Raw genomic sequence first — 14943 nt, 5'->3', positions numbered from 1 at the left:
TGCTGCGCTCAAGGAAGGCGTAGCCGTCAATCAGGCGAGGCTCGGCATCTGGAATTCGCCGAAGATCGGTGACAAGCATGGCACACTGGTCGATGCCGACTGGAGCCGGCTGATCCAGTTCTTCGTCGATCAGAAGATCCTTCCTGCGGCGGTGCCCGTTGATCGGGTCATCACCGGCCGGTTTATCGACGACATCAACGCCTATGACCGTGCCAGCGTTATCAAGGCCGCGAAGGCCGAGGATGCCAACAGCATAAATTGAGCATCCGGCGGTATCGGAAGAGATCGCCTGCGCAGATCCATTTTGCCACGGTCACCGTGTTTGTCTTCACAGGCGCGTGACATAGTTCCTTTCGATTCGATTTTTTGCGTTTCGCGCAGCAAGGAGAACGGTCCGGCCCTTTTCGGAGCCGGACCGTTTTGCCGTCAGGTCAGCTTGTAGGATTTAGCTCCAGTGCCCGCGAGCATCCCTCCGTCCACGATCAGATATTCATCCCTGATCGGAGTTCCGCCGAAGTAGCTTTCCAGAATCTCCAGCGTCCCGGCCGCATAGCGCGCCTGCGCCGAGAGCGACGTGCCGGAGATGTGTGGCGTCATGCCGTTGAATGGCATTGTGCGCCATGGATGGTCAGCCGGTGCCGGCTGCGGGAACCAGACGTCACCTGCATAGCCGGCAAGCCGCCCGGATTCGAGGGCGCGCACGACCGCATCGCGCTCGACGAGTTTCCCACGTGCCGTGTTGATCAGGTAACTGCCCCGTTTCATCAACGAGAACATCCGGTCGTTGAAGAAATGCTCGGTCGATGGGTAGAGCGGCATCTGAAGGTTGACGATGTCCACGGCTTGCACCAGCGATTCCGCGTCGGGATGAAACGTAAGCCCGAGTTCCTTCTCGATCTCGGGGCTCAGCCGATGCGGATCGGTGTAGTGCAGCCGCAGGTCGAACGGTTTCAGCCGGCGTAACACGGCCAGGCCGATGCGGCCGGCGGCAATGGTGCCGAAATTCATACCTTCAACGTCGTAGCTACGGCTGACACAATCAGCGATGTTCCAGCCGCCCTTGGCGGCGATCTCATGCGATGGCAGGTAGTTGCGGACCAGCGACAGCACCATCATCACGACATGCTCGGCGACGCTGATGCTGTTTGAGCCTGTCACCTCGGTAACGGTGATGTGGGCGCGGGCGGCAGCATCCAGATCGACATGATCGGAGCCGATACCAGCGGTCAAAGCCAGCTTGAGCTTCTTGGCTTTGGCAATCCGTTCTTTCGTGAGATAGGCTGGCCAGAACGGCTGCGAGATCACGACCTCGGCATCTGCGAGGTGTTTCTCAAATTTCGAATTGGGGCCATCCTTGTCGCTGGTGACAATCAACTCGTGACCGAGTTTTTCCAGATAGTTACGCAGTCCCAGTTCGCCCGAGACGGAACCGACGAGCTGGCCCGGCTTGAAGCCGAGAGGTCCTTTGGGAGTAGGGGCGGTCTGGCCGTTGGCGTAGGCGGTGATGACCGGAATGTCGTCGCGCGCGTATTTCGGCGGATAGCCAGAATCCGGATCCGGGTAGAGTACGCATAGAACCTTTGCCATGGAATTCTCCTTGCGGTGATACAGCAGAATTCACTCCGCTGATGACGGCAAAGGTGATCTTTGAGCCCGCTACCGTCCAATCGTTTGCCCGGAATTCCTGATAAGCAAAGGCTATCACCCGAGGCGGGCGAGCGGCTGGTCCAGTGTCTTCTGGAGGTCGATACTGGTCGCGAGCCGCCAAGCGGCCTCTGACAAAGGCGGCTGCTTTTCTCGCTTGAGCCTGACCAGGCTCACATCGGCTTTGTGCTCCGGGATGATGGTGTGAAGACGCAGACCCGCTCCCGCATAAGGTGTCGGCAAGGCGCTCAGAGGCATGATGCTGAAGGCGCGCCCGCTCAGGGCTTCGGCGATCAGGATACGGACCGCGTTGGATTCCACGACGACGGTCGGTTTGACGCCGTTCTTCGTGAAAATCTCGTCGAGCATACGGCGATTCCGCATGTCCTGGCTGAGCAGGCAAAGCGGTAGCTCCGCGACATCGCTCCAGTTCAACTCGCGAGGCAATGAGGCCCGCTCTCCGGCGACCAGGACGTAGCGTTCGGTGAAGAGCGGCATGATGTCGTAAATGTCGTCGGAAACCGCGTCATCATAGGTGAGGCCAAGATGGAGTTCCTGTTCCTTCAGCCGCCGCAAGATATCTTGCGTGCTGAGCGACTGGATATCGAGCGTCAGGCCCGAGATGCGCTGGCGGTATTCGGCGCTGAGCACAGTAACGGGATGAACCGCCGAGGGCACGACGCCGATCGCGAGATGACCACCCGGAACACTGCGCACGAGTTCGGCTTCCTGCCGCAAGCCCTCCAGGGAGTCGAGCATTTGGCGAGCCCAGGCAATCACCCGTTCGCCTTCGGGGGTGATGCCCTGGAAACTTCTGTTGCGCTTGATAATGGTGATGCCGAGTTCACGCTCCAACTCGCTGATTCCGGTCGAGAGCGCGGGTTGGGAAACGTGGCAGCTTTCCGCCGCACGCCCAAAATGGCGATGCTTATCCAGAGCGATGAGATAAGTGAGCTGGCGCATGAACATCGTCGTGTTCCCGTTTTCCTTGGAGAATCCGGCCAGCCGCCACGGTTCAGAAAATTTTAAGGCAATTCAAGCATCTGGGGAACGGGCGCGGAATGATCTGAGACTGCTCGCGGTTGCCGCGGCGATATGATCGGGATTGACGGTCTATGGGTGCGAATACGCATCAGCTATAGCGTTTCTCGATGCCGTCGTCGGCGTACCAATCGAACGTATCGTCGTTGAGATTGACGATGATATTCTGGATTTGTGTATATTCCTCATAGGCCACGAGGCCGTTCTCACGCCCGATCCCGCTCATCTTGAAGCCGCCCCAGGGCGAACAGGGATCGATACGATGATGATCATTGATCCAGACGATGCCGCTCTGCAGGCGATGCGCGACGCGGTGCGCACGGGCCAAGTCGTGTGTCCAGATCGAGGTCGCCAGACCGAAAGCGGTCCCATTGGCCAAAGCAATGGCTTCCTCTTCGGTATCGAACGGAATAACGCAGACAACCGGCCCAAATATCTCTTCCTGGGCGATACGCATGTCGTTGGTGACGGTCGGCCTGTAATAATAGCCTTTGGTGAAAGCGCTTCCCTCAGGCCGCATCAGGTATTCAAGCCCGACGTGCTCGACAAGCCGAACACCATCTATAAGCATACCTCCTAGCTCAACCTAGCAGGCTGTCGAAGAGGTCTTTTGATCCAGCCGAGAAATATGCTCAAGATTCCGACGGAGAAATTCGCCTTGCGATGCGGCTCGATGATGGCCGTACGATTGAAGATACATGGTCTGGCTTCTCTCAGCCGGGGCGTACGATCCCAGCTGGAATAGATCGAAAATCTCCTGCCTCATATGCAAATACTCCCGTTTTCCGGTGACTCGGTTCGGAGGCCGGAGAGTTAAATCCACTGCGTGGCAGAGTAGCAGGAGGTTCTTCCTTTTGGAGTCTATTTCGAGCCCGACCGTTACATCGATTGTTGGACGGGATTGCCCATAGCGGCGGCGTCAAACGCGGGCGGATCCAGTTCACCGACGCGATGACAAGCGACGTAATGATGTGGGCGGATCGCATCGAGCTGCGGCAGGACAATGCGGCAATTCTCGGTCGCCGACGGGCAGCGTTGGGCGAAGCGACAGCCGGGTGCCGGATCGACCGGGCTCGGCGGATCGCCCTTGACCAGGTAGCGCCGCTTGAGCTCATCACGTATCGGACCCGGTGGTGCCGCGGCGGCGATCAGCGACCACGTATAGGGATGCCGGGGTTCGACGAAGATGCCCGCCGTCGGAGCCTGCTCGACGATCTTTCCGAGATACATGACGGCGATCTCGTCGCAGAATTGCTGGATCACGCTGAGATCGTGCGAGATGAAGATATAGGTCAGGCCTCGCTCGCGTTGCAGCCGCTTCAACAGGTTCAAGATCTGGGCCTGGATCGCGACGTCCAGCGCCGATACGGCTTCGTCGCAAACGATCAGATCTGGCTCGGGCGCCAGCGCGCGCGCGATACAGAGCCGCTGCCGCTGTCCGCCAGAGAACTGGTGCGGAAACAGATCCGCCGCCTGCGGCGGCAGGCCGACCTCGCCAAGCAACCGCCGCACGCGTTCGTCGCGTTCGCCACGGCTACCGATGTTCAACAGATCGAGCGGCTCGCGGATCTGATCGCCGGCGCGCCGTCGTGGATTAAGCGCGGAGAACGGATCCTGGAACACGATCTGCAACTGCTTGCGCACCTCACGCAGCGGCTTGCCGGCCAGATCCAGGATATTCCTGCCGTGGAAGACGATCTGCCCCGATGTGACCGGGACCAGCCGCATGATGGCCTGCGCGGTGGTCGATTTGCCGGAGCCGCTCTCGCCGACGATTCCAAACGTCGTTCCGCGCCGGACCCGGAAACTGACGCCGTCGACCGCATGCACGTACGACGGGCCCTGGAACGGTCGTCTTTTGCCGGTCTCGAAGTGAACAACGAGATCGTTGACGTCGAGAAGGAAATCCGAATCGTCGCTCGATTGAACCGTTTGAAGCGCCGTCATGCCGCGATCTCCGACTTTCGCCAGCATGATACGGCGTGATCGGTTTCGATCGGCTCAAGCATGGGCTGCGGGCGGGAGCGGCAAACATCGCTCGCATCCCTGCATCTGGCCAGAAAGGCGCAGTCCGCTCCGCGCGCGCCGAGCGGCGGCACCATCCCGGCGATTTCTCCGAGGTCCGACCAGACGGCCGGCATCCGCTGCCCGAGTTTCAGATGCGGGACGCAGCCGAGCAAGCCTCGCGTATAGGGATGACGGGGATGGCCGACCAGGTCCGCGGATGCGCCCGACTCGATGCAGCGGCCGGCATAGAGCACCAGCACATCGTCGGCGAGTTCGGCGACCGCGCCGAGATCATGCGTAATCAGCAGCACGGCCGTTCCGGTGTCCTGCTGCAGCTTCGCTAGCAGGTCGAAGATCTGCGCCTGCACCGTGACGTCGAGCGCGGTGGTTGGCTCGTCGGCAATCAGCAGTTTCGGCCGGCCGGCGAGCGCCATCGCGATCATCACACGCTGGCGCATGCCGCCGGAAAGCTGATGCGGATAGGCATTCACGCGCTGCTCCAGCGCGGGGATCTGGACCGCGCGCAGGAACTCGACAGCCTGTGCGTGCGCGGCGCTGGCAGAAAGCCCCTGATGCCACCGCAGCACCTCGGCGATCTGGTCGCCGACCGTGAACAGCGGATTGAGCGCCGTCATCGGCTCCTGGAAAATCATGGACATGCCGTTGCCGCGAAGCGCGCGCATCCGCTTCGGTGACAGCGACAGGATATCCTCGCCTTCCAGCACAATGCGGCCGCCGGTGATGACGAAATCCTCCGGCAGCAACCGCATGATCGCGAGCGCCGTCATGCTTTTGCCGCAGCCAGATTCCCCGACCAGCGCGGTGGTGCGTCCGGAATGCACTTCGAACGACAGGTTTTCGATCACCGGCACCACGACGCCCGCGCCGTTCCGTAGGCCGACGTTGAGGCTTTCGACCTGCAGCAACGCGCCCATCACGTCCTCCGCCGCAGACGCGGATTGGCGGCGTCGTTGATGCCGTCACCGACCAGGCTGATCGCCAGCACGGCAAGGAAGATCGCGGCGCCGGGAAACGTCACCGCCCACCAGGCGTCCAGCACATAGTTGCGGTTCTGTCCGAGCATCAATCCCCAGCTCATCACGTTCGGATCGCCGAGCCCGAGAAAACTCAGGCCGCCTTCGAACAGGATCGCGACCCCGATCGCCAGAGTTGCCGACACGATGACCGGCGGCAGCGCATTCGGCAGCAATACGCGCAGGATCAGATGTGCATTGCCGGCCCCGGCCGTCCGCGCCGCCTTGACGAAATCGAGATTGCGCAGCCGCATGAATTCGGCCCTGGTCAACCGTGCCGCCGAGGTCCAGCTCACTGCGCCGATCGCGAGCGTGATGGTGGTGAGCTTCTGTCCGAATAGCGTCACCAGCACCATCGCGAATAACAATGGCGGCAGGATCTGGAAGAATTCGGTGAGCTTCACCAGGATTGCATCGACAGCGCCGCCGAAGAAGCCGCTCAACGCGCCGACGGTCAGGCCGATGGCGATCGTGATCAGGGCCGCGACCGCCCCGACGGTGAGCGTCGCGCGGCCGCCATAGATCAGGCCGGCGAGCACGTCGCGGCCGAGATAATCGGTGCCGAGCCAGGCGTCGGCGGACGGCGGCGTAAATGGTCCCCCGACGAGATCGAGCGGGTCAACCGGGTAGAGTATCGGCCCGACAGCTGTTCCGAGAACGAGGACGATCAAAAGGCAAAGCCCGATGACGCCGGACGGGCTGCGCAAAAACTGGCGCAGCGCGGCCCGTGCAGGCGAGGCGGCCGGCCGCGCCGGCAGATCAAGCGGTTCGATCGCAAGGGGCGTCGACGTCTGGAGGGTCGTCATGGCCGTCCCGTCCGGATGCGCGGATCGATCAGCCGGTAGACGATGTCGGTCACGATGTTGGCGGCCATCACCATCATGGCGGAGAAAAACAGCACCGCCATCAAGGTCGGATAGTCGCGCCGCAGGATCGAATCGAACACCAGACGTCCCATGCCGGGCCAGCTGAAAACGGTCTCGACCAGGACTGCGCCGGCAAACAGATTGCCGAACTGCAGCCCGACCACAGTCACGATCGGAATCAGCGTGTTGCGCAGCGCGTGCTTGCCGATCACCAGCCATTCGGGCAGCCCCTTGGCGCGGGCGGTCCGTATATAATCCGCGGACAAAGCCTCGATCATGTTGACCCGTGCCAGCCTGGAATACTGCGCGATAAAGACCAGCGCGAGCGTCAGCGCCGGCAACACAAGGTGGCGCGCGACATCGACGATATAGGAAAATCCCTGCTTCGGATGCACGACATCCGTCATTCCGACGACGGGCAGAATCGGCCAGACCGAACCGAACAGCAGCAGCAGCAGCAGGCCGGTCCAGAAGATCGGTGCGGCATAGCCGGCGAGCGAGAATACCGTGACCGTATGGCTGAAGATTCCGTTCGGGCGGCGGGCGCTGGTGATGCCGAGCAGCGTTCCGATAATGACGGACATGACCAGTGCGCAGAGCGTGAGATAGAGCGTCGCCGGCAACCGTTGCGCGATCAGCCCGAGCACCGGTTCGTTGAAATAATAGGAGTAGCCGAAATCGCCGTGCGCAATGTTGCCCAGATAGGTGAAGAGCTGTTCGGCCAGGCTATGGTCGAGGCCGTACTTCGCCCGCAGCGCGGCCACGACGTCCGCCGACGCGCCGCCCATCTCTCCGGCGATGACCTGCACCGGATCTCCCGGTGCAAGATGGATCAGGCAGAAGTTCAGCACCAGCACCGCCAGCAGCAGGGCAACGGCGTTCGCGATCTGCCGGACGAGATGGATGGCGAAAGCCATGACGAGAGCGACCTTGTCCAATCCTCAAGTCTTGGGCGGCGTTTCCCAATACACTTCATCGAGCGGCGACATCACGCCCCAGATGGAAGTCGGAAGCCCCGCCAGTCCCTTGCTGAAGGCGTTATAATAGGGCGTGGCATTGATGAAATAGATCGGCACATCCGCCACCACGATCTTCTGGAACTCCGAGTAGAGCGCCTTGCGCTTCTCGGGCGAGGTCTCGACGGCGGCGGCCTGCAGCAATTCGTCAACCTTGGGATTGCTATATTGCTGGGTGTTGGACCAGATGATGCCCTTGCGGATGTTCGAGCTGAGATAGGTCCTGTTGACGCCGATCACCGGATCGCCCCAGTTGAACACGGTGTCCATCGTCAGATCGAAATCATAGTTGGATACGCGTTGCGCCCAGGTCGGGAAATCAGGCGCGGCGCGGACTTCAAGATTGATGCCGACCCGCTTCAACTGCGACCGCAGATATTCGGCGACGTTGCGTTGCTGCTCGTCGGCGCCCGGCAGGTAATCGATCGTCAGCGAGAAACGCGAGCCATCGCCGCCCTTCGGATAGCCGGCGGCATCCAGCAGCGCGGCCGCCTTGACGTAATCGACCTTATAGGTCTCGACGTCATTCTCGTCGAGCGGCGATCCCGGCGCGATCGGACCGGTAGCAGGCACAGCCTTGCCGCCCATCAGCTTGCTGACGATGAAGTCGCGGTTGGCCGTATAGGCGATGGCCTGGCGGACGCGCACGTCGTCGAGCGGCTTTTTCCTGGTATTGAAAGCCAGCCAGTTGAGCGGTCCGACGCCTGCAAAACCTTTATTGGTGACGAAGATGTTCGGCGCCTTTTCCAGCCTTTCGATATCGCGCACGCCGGTGACGAACGGCAGCGCGTTCACATCGCCGCGCTCCAGCGACACCAGCGCGGCGTTCTGGTCGGACACGATCCGAACCACGATCTTGTCCAGCTTGGGCCGGCCAGGGATGAAGAACTTGTCGAATTTTTCGAGCGTGTAATATTCACCCTGCTTGTATTCCGTCAGCTTGAACGGCCCGGACCCGACCGGTTTCAGATTTGCCGGATGGGTCTTCAGGTCCTGACCATCGCCGTACACATGCTTGGGCAGGATCGGCATCAGGGCCGGTGACATCGCCAGCAACAGGGCGGGATTGGGATGCGACAGGCGGATGATAGCCGTGAACGGATCGGGCGTATCGACCTTGTCGACCGCCTCGAGCATGGTCTGGAACGGATGATTGGCCTTGATCGCCATGACCGAGAACGCGACGTCCTCCGATGTCACCGGCTGGCCGTCATGGAACAGGGCGTTCTTGACCAGATGCAGGGTGACGGACAAGCCGTCGGGCGCCACTTCCCAGGATTGCGCGAGATAGGGTTGCGGATTCCAGTTTTCATCATACCGTAGCGGGCTTGCGAAAATCTGTGCGCTCGGCATCGCGGTGGCCAGGCCGGACTGGACCGCGCCGTTGAAGTGACGCGGAACCTGGGTGGTGGCGATGACGAGCGTATTGGCGCCGGCCGTCTGCGCGATGGAGCGATGGGGGGCTGCGAACACCGAGAAGAGACCGACGGCCCCCAGCAAAAAATATGTTCTGATCGACATGGCTAGATCCCGCTTTCGTCGTTGATTGTGGGTCGGCTGGCGCTTCTGCGGCGCCATTGAGTTAAATGGATAGTCGTGCCGTGGCGCTCATATGAGCGCAGGATGTGCGAGGGCGTCATCAAGTGCGAGTGCGCCATCGAGAATGGCTTCGAGTTCGGCATCGGGCGGCAGGTCGTGGGTGCCGACGCCCATGAGCGCGATCGATCCAGCGCCGGCGCTAGTGTCGCGACCGGCCGGTGACAACGACCAGTTCCCGGCCACCATTTGAAATATTTGTGGCGCGGCCTCGCCCCGGATGCGACACGTGCCTTTAAGCCTCAAAAGTTCCTGCGGGAGTTTCTTGATCGCAGCGGCCAGCCGGCCCCGGTCGAACGTGCCATCCCGCCGATAGGCCCAGCGCCGGAAATTCTCTTCATGGTCGAGCGCGTCGTCTGCCACGCCGTCAGCGCGGAAGCGCGACGATGTGCGGCTCCCGGCGAGCAGAGACAGATCCGGCATTGTCTCCCGCAAAAGCGTCTCGATACGAACGTCCGGCCGGACCGACAGCACGGCCTGCCGGGCGGCGTCCAGTTCCGCTGCGGTGACGAGATCGCTCTTGCTCAGCAGCACCACGTCGCATTTGGCGAATTGATTGCGCACCGTGTCGCCGACGCGGCGATCGTCGATAAGCTGGGCTATCCGGCGCACGTCGGCGATGACGATGACGCCATCAAGCCGCAATGCCGGCTCGACCAGTGCAATTTCAGCGATCCGCCAGGGATCGCCGATGCCGCTCGCTTCGATCACGATGCGTTCGAAACGCGCGTCACCGTCCAGCAGCCCTCCCAGCGTCTCCAGGAAGCCGGAGCCGATGCTGCAGCAGACGCAGCCATTGCTCAGCGATAGGGTGGTGCCGTCGTGGCGTTCGATCAAAGTGGCGTCCACATTGATCTCGCCGAAATCGTTGACCAGCACCGCATAGCGGGCGGTGCCGGCCGCGAGCAGGCGATTGAGAAAGGTCGTCTTGCCGGCGCCAAGGAAGCCGCCGATCACCGTCACCGGAATGGGCGCAGCCGCCGTCATGCGCTCGGGGCCTTTTTGACGTGTCCGCCAACCACCGTTCCCCATACGCCGATATCCTTCAGCCGGTCCGGCGCAACCGCCAACGGGTCGTCCTCCAGAACGGCGAAATCCGCATATTTCCCGCACTCGATGCTGCCGACCATTCCGTCGAGCTTCAGGGTATAGGCCGCGCCGATCGTGATTGCCGCGAGCGCCTGCTCGACGGTCAGCACTTCGGTCTCGCGGCCGAGCGTTCGGCCTGACGACGAGATCCGGTTGACCGCGCACCAGGCGGTGAACAGCGGCCCGAGCGGCGTCACCGGCGCATCGGAGTGGATCGCGAACGGCACGCCGATCCGTTGCGCCGTTCCGGTCGCATCCAGCCGCGCCGCGCGCTCGGGGCCCATGGTCAGTTCATAGTGGGCGTCGCCCCAATAATACAAATGGTTGGCGAACAGATTGGCGCAGACGCCCAGCGCCTTCATGCGGCGGAACAACGCCGTATCGGCCATCTGACAGTGTTGCAAGGTGTGGCGATGATCCGGCTGCGGACAGGCCGTCTGGGCGGCTTCGATGGCATCGAGTGCCAGTTCGGTCGCCTCATCGCCATTGGTGTGGATGTGCAACTGAATGCCCGCTCGGTGATAGATGTCGACGATGCGCGGCAATTCCTCCGGCGCGATATACCAGAGACCGTTCGGTGCGCCGTTGTGATAACCGGGCCAGCGCAGCCGCGCGGTAAAACCCTGGATCGAGCCATCGACCACGAGCTTGACGATACCATAATGCAGCTTGTCGTTGTTGCTTTCACGCAAGGCGGCGAGCTTTGCGATCGCCTGTTCGGGCGGATTCGATACCGAAGCCAGCGCCGGCACCAGCCGGACGCCGAAGTCCGGCTGCCTGGTGGCCGCCTGATAGAGCTCGATCGTATGGTCGAGGAGGTCGTTGTGCAGATCGGTGATCGTGGTCACGCCCTGGATGCAGGCGGAAGCTGCATAACGGGACACGTCGGCCAGCGTGAGATTTCCGGACAGGGGATTGCCGCCGAGCGAACGGAAAACGCGGAAACGGGCGGCGATCCCCTGCAACTCGCCGCTGGCCAATCCATCCTCGCCGGCAACGACACCGGAAATATCCGTTGCGCGGAGCAATTCGGTGCGTTCGAGAACAATGCTGTTGACGTTGCTGATGTGGAAGCTGGCGTGAATCACCATGATCGGCCGCGCCTTGGAAACACGGTCCAGATCCTGCCGCGTCAGCATATGGCCGCCGATATGCAGCGGATCGAACCCCCAGGCAAACAACGGCGTGTTGGGGTCTTCGATGGCCGCCTCGGCTGTCTTCAGTCTGGCGACGATGGCGTCGATATCTCGGACACCGGCGACCAGTTTTCCGTCGGGCGAACGGCGGTCGCCGGCGCCGACATAAGGCAACGACCACATCATGCCTTCCATGATATGGCTGTGTCCTTCGACGAAGCCCGGAAGTAGGATTTTGTCGCTGAAGCGCTGATCGACCTCGCCCGCGGCGAACCCCGCAAGTTCAGTCAGGCTTCCAACCGCAACGATACGTCCGTCGCGCACCGCAACATGGCTGGCAAAGGGGCGCGACGGATTCATCGTCACGATCCTGCGGGCCGAAAAGACGACGGTATCCTGGCTCAATTTTGAACTCCCAAGCTCGATATTTGGAGCCTGAAGCGCCGGGAGAGTCCAGACCAGCGCCAGATGCCATACACAAATAGAGCCAGCCCATACCGTCAGCCCTCGTTAATAATGCCGTATGGCGCGGTTTTTGCTTCACTTTTTCCGCGGCCGCGGGTCAACCGGCCGCGGCTGGCTGGACACAGGTTATCGATGGGAAAATTCGCGCCATTGCGTCGGTCTGAAGCAGCAGGAGGGACGGCGGTCGTTCCGCTGAACGATTTCCTGTTCTGGGGCTCCCTGTTCCAGGGCCTGGATCGGGCCGGCTCTTTCCTGCAGCTCCAGATCCGGCAGATGATCGTGACGGCGATCGAGGATGGCCGCCTGCCACTCGGCGTCCGGATGCCGTCAAGCCGCGACCTTGCTTCTCTTCTCAAGGTGTCGCGGAACACGATCGTCATCGCCTATGAGCAACTGGTGGACCAGAATTTCCTGGTTTCGCGCGAGCGCAGCGGCTATTTCGTCGCCGGCCTGCCGAAACAGATCGGGACGCAGGGCGATAGCCCGGCGACCACCGAAATCCACAGCACCCGCTGGGCCGGGCGCTTCGCGTTGCAGCCGTCGGGCTTTCGCAACATCGTCAAGCCGCTCGATTGGCAAAGCTACCCTTATCCGTTTATTTTCGGACAGTTCGACCCGAGCCTGTTCCCGACCAATAATTGGCGCGAAAGCGCGCGGGCCGCACTGAGCGTTCCGGAAATCAATAACTGGGCGCGGGACATGATCGACGGCGACGATCCCGCCTTGATCGAGCAGTTGCAACGGCAGGTGCTGCCGCGCCGCGGCATCCGAGCCCGGTCGGATGAAATCATGATGACGATCGGCGCCCAGCATGCGCTTTACCTGATCGCGAAACTGTTCGTGCTGCCGACAACGAATGTCGGAATGGAAGATCCCGGCTATCCCGACGCCCGCAACATCTTTGGGATGCTGACGCCAAACGTCGTGCCGCTTCACATGGACGGGCAGGGACTGGTTCCCGACGCGGCGTTCGAACGCTGCGGATTGGCCTATGTCACCGCAAGCCATCAATGTCCGACGGCGGTGGCGATGCCGCTCGAACGCCGCATGGAGATTCTCAGGGTTGCGAGGGCACGGGATATCGTCCTGATCGAAGACGATTATGAAAGCGAACTCATTCCTGAAGGCAACGAATTGCCTTCGCTGATGAGCCTCGACCGAGATCAGAGCGTTCTGTATGTCGGCAGCCTCTCCAAAGCTCTGGCTCCCGGCCTGCGGCTCGGCTACGTCGTGGCGCCGGCTCCGGTCATTCGCGAGCTCCGGGCGCTGCGGCGCCTCATGCTGCGTCATCCGCCGCTGAACAATCAGCGCGTCGCGGCGCTGTTCGTCGGTCTTGGACATTATCGCTCGCATTTGCAGCAGGTGGCCCGGGTGTTGCTGGAGCGCGCGAAGCTGCTGGATCGGCTGCTGCCGCAGTTCCTGCCGGCCTGCACCTGGTCGCGCGGCGCCGGCAGCACCAACTACTGGATTTCCTGCCCTCCCGGCACCGACACCACGCAACTTGCCGAAGCCGCGCGCGCCCAGGGCGTGGTGATCGAGCCCGGCGATGTCTTCTCGATGGACGAGACCGCAACCCGGCATTGCTTCCGTCTCGGCTTCTCGTCGATCCGCACCGACCGGATCGAACCCGGGATCGAGCAGCTGGGGGCGGTTCTCGCGCGACGCTGATGCCCGTCACATCAGTTCGCTGATTCCCTTGATGGCGCTGCCGAGCGCGACCAGGCCAAGGCTTCCGATCGAAACCTGGTGATGTAGCGCGTCGCTGCCGCGCCGGAAGGCAAGCTCACCGATCCAGGTGCCGGCCAGCATAATCGGCAATCCCAACAGCGACAGAATCAGGGCTCGCTGATCGAGCAGGCCGACCAGGGCGACGCTGACCAGCGCGGCAATTGAAGTGGCGAGGAAGAAGACCAGCAGCGAAGCACGCGCGGCCACGCGGGCGAACGGTCCCGAGGTGTAATAGACCACCACGGGCGGGCTTGGCATCGCCGCCAGGCCGTTGAAAACGCCGGAGATCAACCCGACCAGCGCCGTGATCGTCCGCGACGGAATTTTCGCCAGCCGAAAGCCGCCGTTCAGCATCAGCACGGCGCCAATGGTGAGCGCTGCGATCATGATGCGCGCCACCGATGCGGGCACGACGCTGAGCACCAGCGCGCCCGCCGGCGAGCCAGCGACGGCGCCGGCGATCAGCCATCGCAGCGACGGCCAATGGCAATCCTTCGACGCCCGCGGAAAGTCGACCGTGCCGCCAAGAAATTGCAGGCCGAGCGCAATCGGAACGGATTGCGAGGGCGGCATGAACAGGCCGAGCAGCGGGACTGCTGCTAGCGCGAAGCCGAAGCCGGTGAATCCCCGCAGCAAAGCCGCCGCGAGGATCGAAAACGCCGTTGCCACGACGATACCCGGCGTCAGCGAAGCTGACGCGGCAAATTGATTTACCGTCGTGGCGAGATCCTGCATCTGGGTTTGCGCACAATGCCGGAACCGGGCCGCCAGCAAAGGTCCAGCGGACCCCATGACGTCGTGCCAGTTCTGGCCGCAGAGAACGTCCCATCTGGTTCTAAGGGCGCCCGTTGCCGCGTGGCAGTCTGCCGCCAAGCCAGACTGGAACGGCTCCGCGTTCTCGCCCCAGGAAACCGACATGCCCGCTCTCGATGCGATCAGGTTAAATCTGCTTCAAAGCCTGTTCGATGCTTTCAACCGCCATGACGGCGCGGCCGTCATGTCCTGCATGACCGACGATATCGTCTTCGATACCGCCGCCGGTCCCGAGATCTGCGGGCGGCGGCTATCCGGTACTGAGGCGGTTCGCGCGGCGTTCGAAGGTACCTGGACCAGCATGCCCGACGTGAGTTGGCAGTGTACCCGTCACGAAGTGTTCGGCGACCGCGGCATTTCAGAGTGGATTTTCCGCGCCACCGCCAAGGACGGCCAGCGCATCGAAGCCGAGGGGTGCGATCTCTTTGGGTTTCGCGACGGCAAGATCTGCACCAAGAGCGCGTTCCGCAAAGACCGGCCGCTGCTGGCGGCGCTCTGAGGAGACCGC

Annotated in this window: 14 protein-coding genes; 3 read left to right on the top strand and 11 right to left on the bottom strand. The window is 62.1% G+C overall.

What is annotated here, in order from left to right; translation table 11 throughout:
• Positions 1-262 (top strand): hypothetical protein (locus HB630_RS28035; RefSeq protein WP_213775972.1); only part of this gene is annotated, 262 nt, incomplete at its 5' end.
• 164 nt (positions 263-426) lie between these two features.
• Here HB630_RS28035 and HB630_RS28030 read toward each other — a convergent pair.
• From HB630_RS28030 to HB630_RS27985, 10 genes are all read right to left on the bottom strand, one after another.
• Positions 427-1587: an NAD-dependent formate dehydrogenase gene (locus HB630_RS28030; RefSeq protein ID WP_213775971.1), complete on the bottom strand. Its 1161-nt coding sequence runs from the start codon at positions 1585-1587 to the stop codon at positions 427-429.
• Between the two features lie 114 nt (positions 1588-1701).
• Complete coding sequence (locus HB630_RS28025) at positions 1702-2613, bottom strand: LysR substrate-binding domain-containing protein (protein WP_213775970.1); 912 nt, start codon at positions 2611-2613, stop codon at positions 1702-1704.
• 163 nt (positions 2614-2776) lie between these two features.
• Positions 2777-3205, bottom strand: a complete 429-nt coding sequence (locus HB630_RS28020; RefSeq protein WP_213775969.1) for an aldehyde dehydrogenase family protein — start codon at positions 3203-3205, stop codon at positions 2777-2779.
• Positions 3206-3564: 359 nt separating this feature from the next.
• Positions 3565-4632 (bottom strand): ABC transporter ATP-binding protein, encoded by a 1068-nt coding sequence (locus HB630_RS28015; protein WP_213775968.1) that lies wholly within the window; start codon positions 4630-4632, stop codon positions 3565-3567.
• Positions 4629-5627: an ABC transporter ATP-binding protein gene (locus HB630_RS28010; protein WP_213775967.1), complete on the bottom strand. Its 999-nt coding sequence runs from the start codon at positions 5625-5627 to the stop codon at positions 4629-4631. The genes HB630_RS28015 and HB630_RS28010 overlap by 4 nt, the downstream gene beginning before the upstream one ends.
• Positions 5627-6532, bottom strand: coding sequence for an ABC transporter permease (locus tag HB630_RS28005; protein ID WP_213775966.1), 906 nt, complete (start codon positions 6530-6532; stop codon positions 5627-5629). Before HB630_RS28005 ends, HB630_RS28010 begins: the two co-directional genes overlap by 1 nt.
• On the bottom strand, positions 6529-7509 hold the full coding sequence (locus HB630_RS28000; protein WP_213775965.1) for an ABC transporter permease: 981 nt from the start codon (positions 7507-7509) through the stop codon (positions 6529-6531). Before HB630_RS28000 ends, HB630_RS28005 begins: the two co-directional genes overlap by 4 nt.
• Before the next feature lie 24 nt (positions 7510-7533).
• Positions 7534-9129 (bottom strand): ABC transporter substrate-binding protein, encoded by a 1596-nt coding sequence (locus HB630_RS27995; RefSeq protein WP_213775964.1) that lies wholly within the window; start codon positions 9127-9129, stop codon positions 7534-7536.
• Positions 9130-9216: 87 nt separating this feature from the next.
• Positions 9217-10167, bottom strand: a complete 951-nt coding sequence (locus tag HB630_RS27990; RefSeq protein WP_346656146.1) for a GTP-binding protein — start codon at positions 10165-10167, stop codon at positions 9217-9219.
• Positions 10168-10187: 20 nt separating this feature from the next.
• The gene (locus HB630_RS27985; protein ID WP_213775962.1) at positions 10188-11834 is read right to left on the bottom strand and encodes an amidohydrolase; all 1647 of its coding nucleotides are present in this window, start codon (positions 11832-11834) and stop codon (positions 10188-10190) included.
• Positions 11835-12026: 192 nt separating this feature from the next.
• Between HB630_RS27985 and HB630_RS27980 the strand changes: the two genes are divergently transcribed.
• Positions 12027-13562 carry a PLP-dependent aminotransferase family protein gene (locus HB630_RS27980; RefSeq protein ID WP_213775961.1) on the top strand — a complete coding sequence of 512 codons (1536 nt, stop codon included), beginning with the start codon at positions 12027-12029 and terminating at the stop codon, positions 13560-13562.
• Between the two features lie 6 nt (positions 13563-13568).
• Here HB630_RS27980 and HB630_RS27975 read toward each other — a convergent pair whose 3' ends face one another.
• A complete protein-coding gene (locus HB630_RS27975) occupies positions 13569-14540 on the bottom strand; it encodes a sulfite exporter TauE/SafE family protein (RefSeq protein ID WP_249781091.1) in 972 nt (323 codons plus the stop codon).
• Here HB630_RS27975 and HB630_RS27970 point away from each other — a divergent pair.
• Complete coding sequence (locus HB630_RS27970) at positions 14539-14934, top strand: nuclear transport factor 2 family protein (protein WP_213775960.1); 396 nt, start codon at positions 14539-14541, stop codon at positions 14932-14934. The two genes, HB630_RS27975 and HB630_RS27970, sit on opposite strands and share 2 nt — an antisense overlap.
• The last annotated feature ends 9 nt before the right edge of the window (positions 14935-14943 follow it).

The organism is Bradyrhizobium sp. dw_78 (assembly GCF_018449525.1).
In the GTDB taxonomy this organism is placed as follows: domain Bacteria; phylum Pseudomonadota; class Alphaproteobacteria; order Rhizobiales; family Xanthobacteraceae; genus Bradyrhizobium.
This window is presented reverse-complemented; position numbering and strand designations above follow the sequence as displayed.

Coding starts and splice junctions, on each gene's coding strand:
- HB630_RS28030 (WP_213775971.1), bottom strand. CDS start 1,587: ATGGCAAAGGTTCTATGCGTACTCTACCCGGATCCGGATTCTGGCTAT.
- HB630_RS28025 (WP_213775970.1), bottom strand. CDS start 2,613: ATGTTCATGCGCCAGCTCACTTATCTCATCGCTCTGGATAAGCATCGC.
- HB630_RS28020 (WP_213775969.1), bottom strand. CDS start 3,205: ATGCGGCCTGAGGGAAGCGCTTTCACCAAAGGCTATTATTACAGGCCG.
- HB630_RS28015 (WP_213775968.1), bottom strand. CDS start 4,632: ATGACGGCGCTTCAAACGGTTCAATCGAGCGACGATTCGGATTTCCTT.
- HB630_RS28010 (WP_213775967.1), bottom strand. CDS start 5,627: ATGGGCGCGTTGCTGCAGGTCGAAAGCCTCAACGTCGGCCTACGGAAC.
- HB630_RS28005 (WP_213775966.1), bottom strand. CDS start 6,532: ATGACGACCCTCCAGACGTCGACGCCCCTTGCGATCGAACCGCTTGAT.
- HB630_RS28000 (WP_213775965.1), bottom strand. CDS start 7,509: ATGGCTTTCGCCATCCATCTCGTCCGGCAGATCGCGAACGCCGTTGCC.
- HB630_RS27995 (WP_213775964.1), bottom strand. CDS start 9,129: ATGTCGATCAGAACATATTTTTTGCTGGGGGCCGTCGGTCTCTTCTCG.
- HB630_RS27980 (WP_213775961.1), top strand. CDS start 12,027: ATGGGAAAATTCGCGCCATTGCGTCGGTCTGAAGCAGCAGGAGGGACG.
- HB630_RS27970 (WP_213775960.1), top strand. CDS start 14,539: ATGCCCGCTCTCGATGCGATCAGGTTAAATCTGCTTCAAAGCCTGTTC.
- HB630_RS27975 (WP_249781091.1), bottom strand. CDS start 14,540: ATGTCGGTTTCCTGGGGCGAGAACGCGGAGCCGTTCCAGTCTGGCTTG.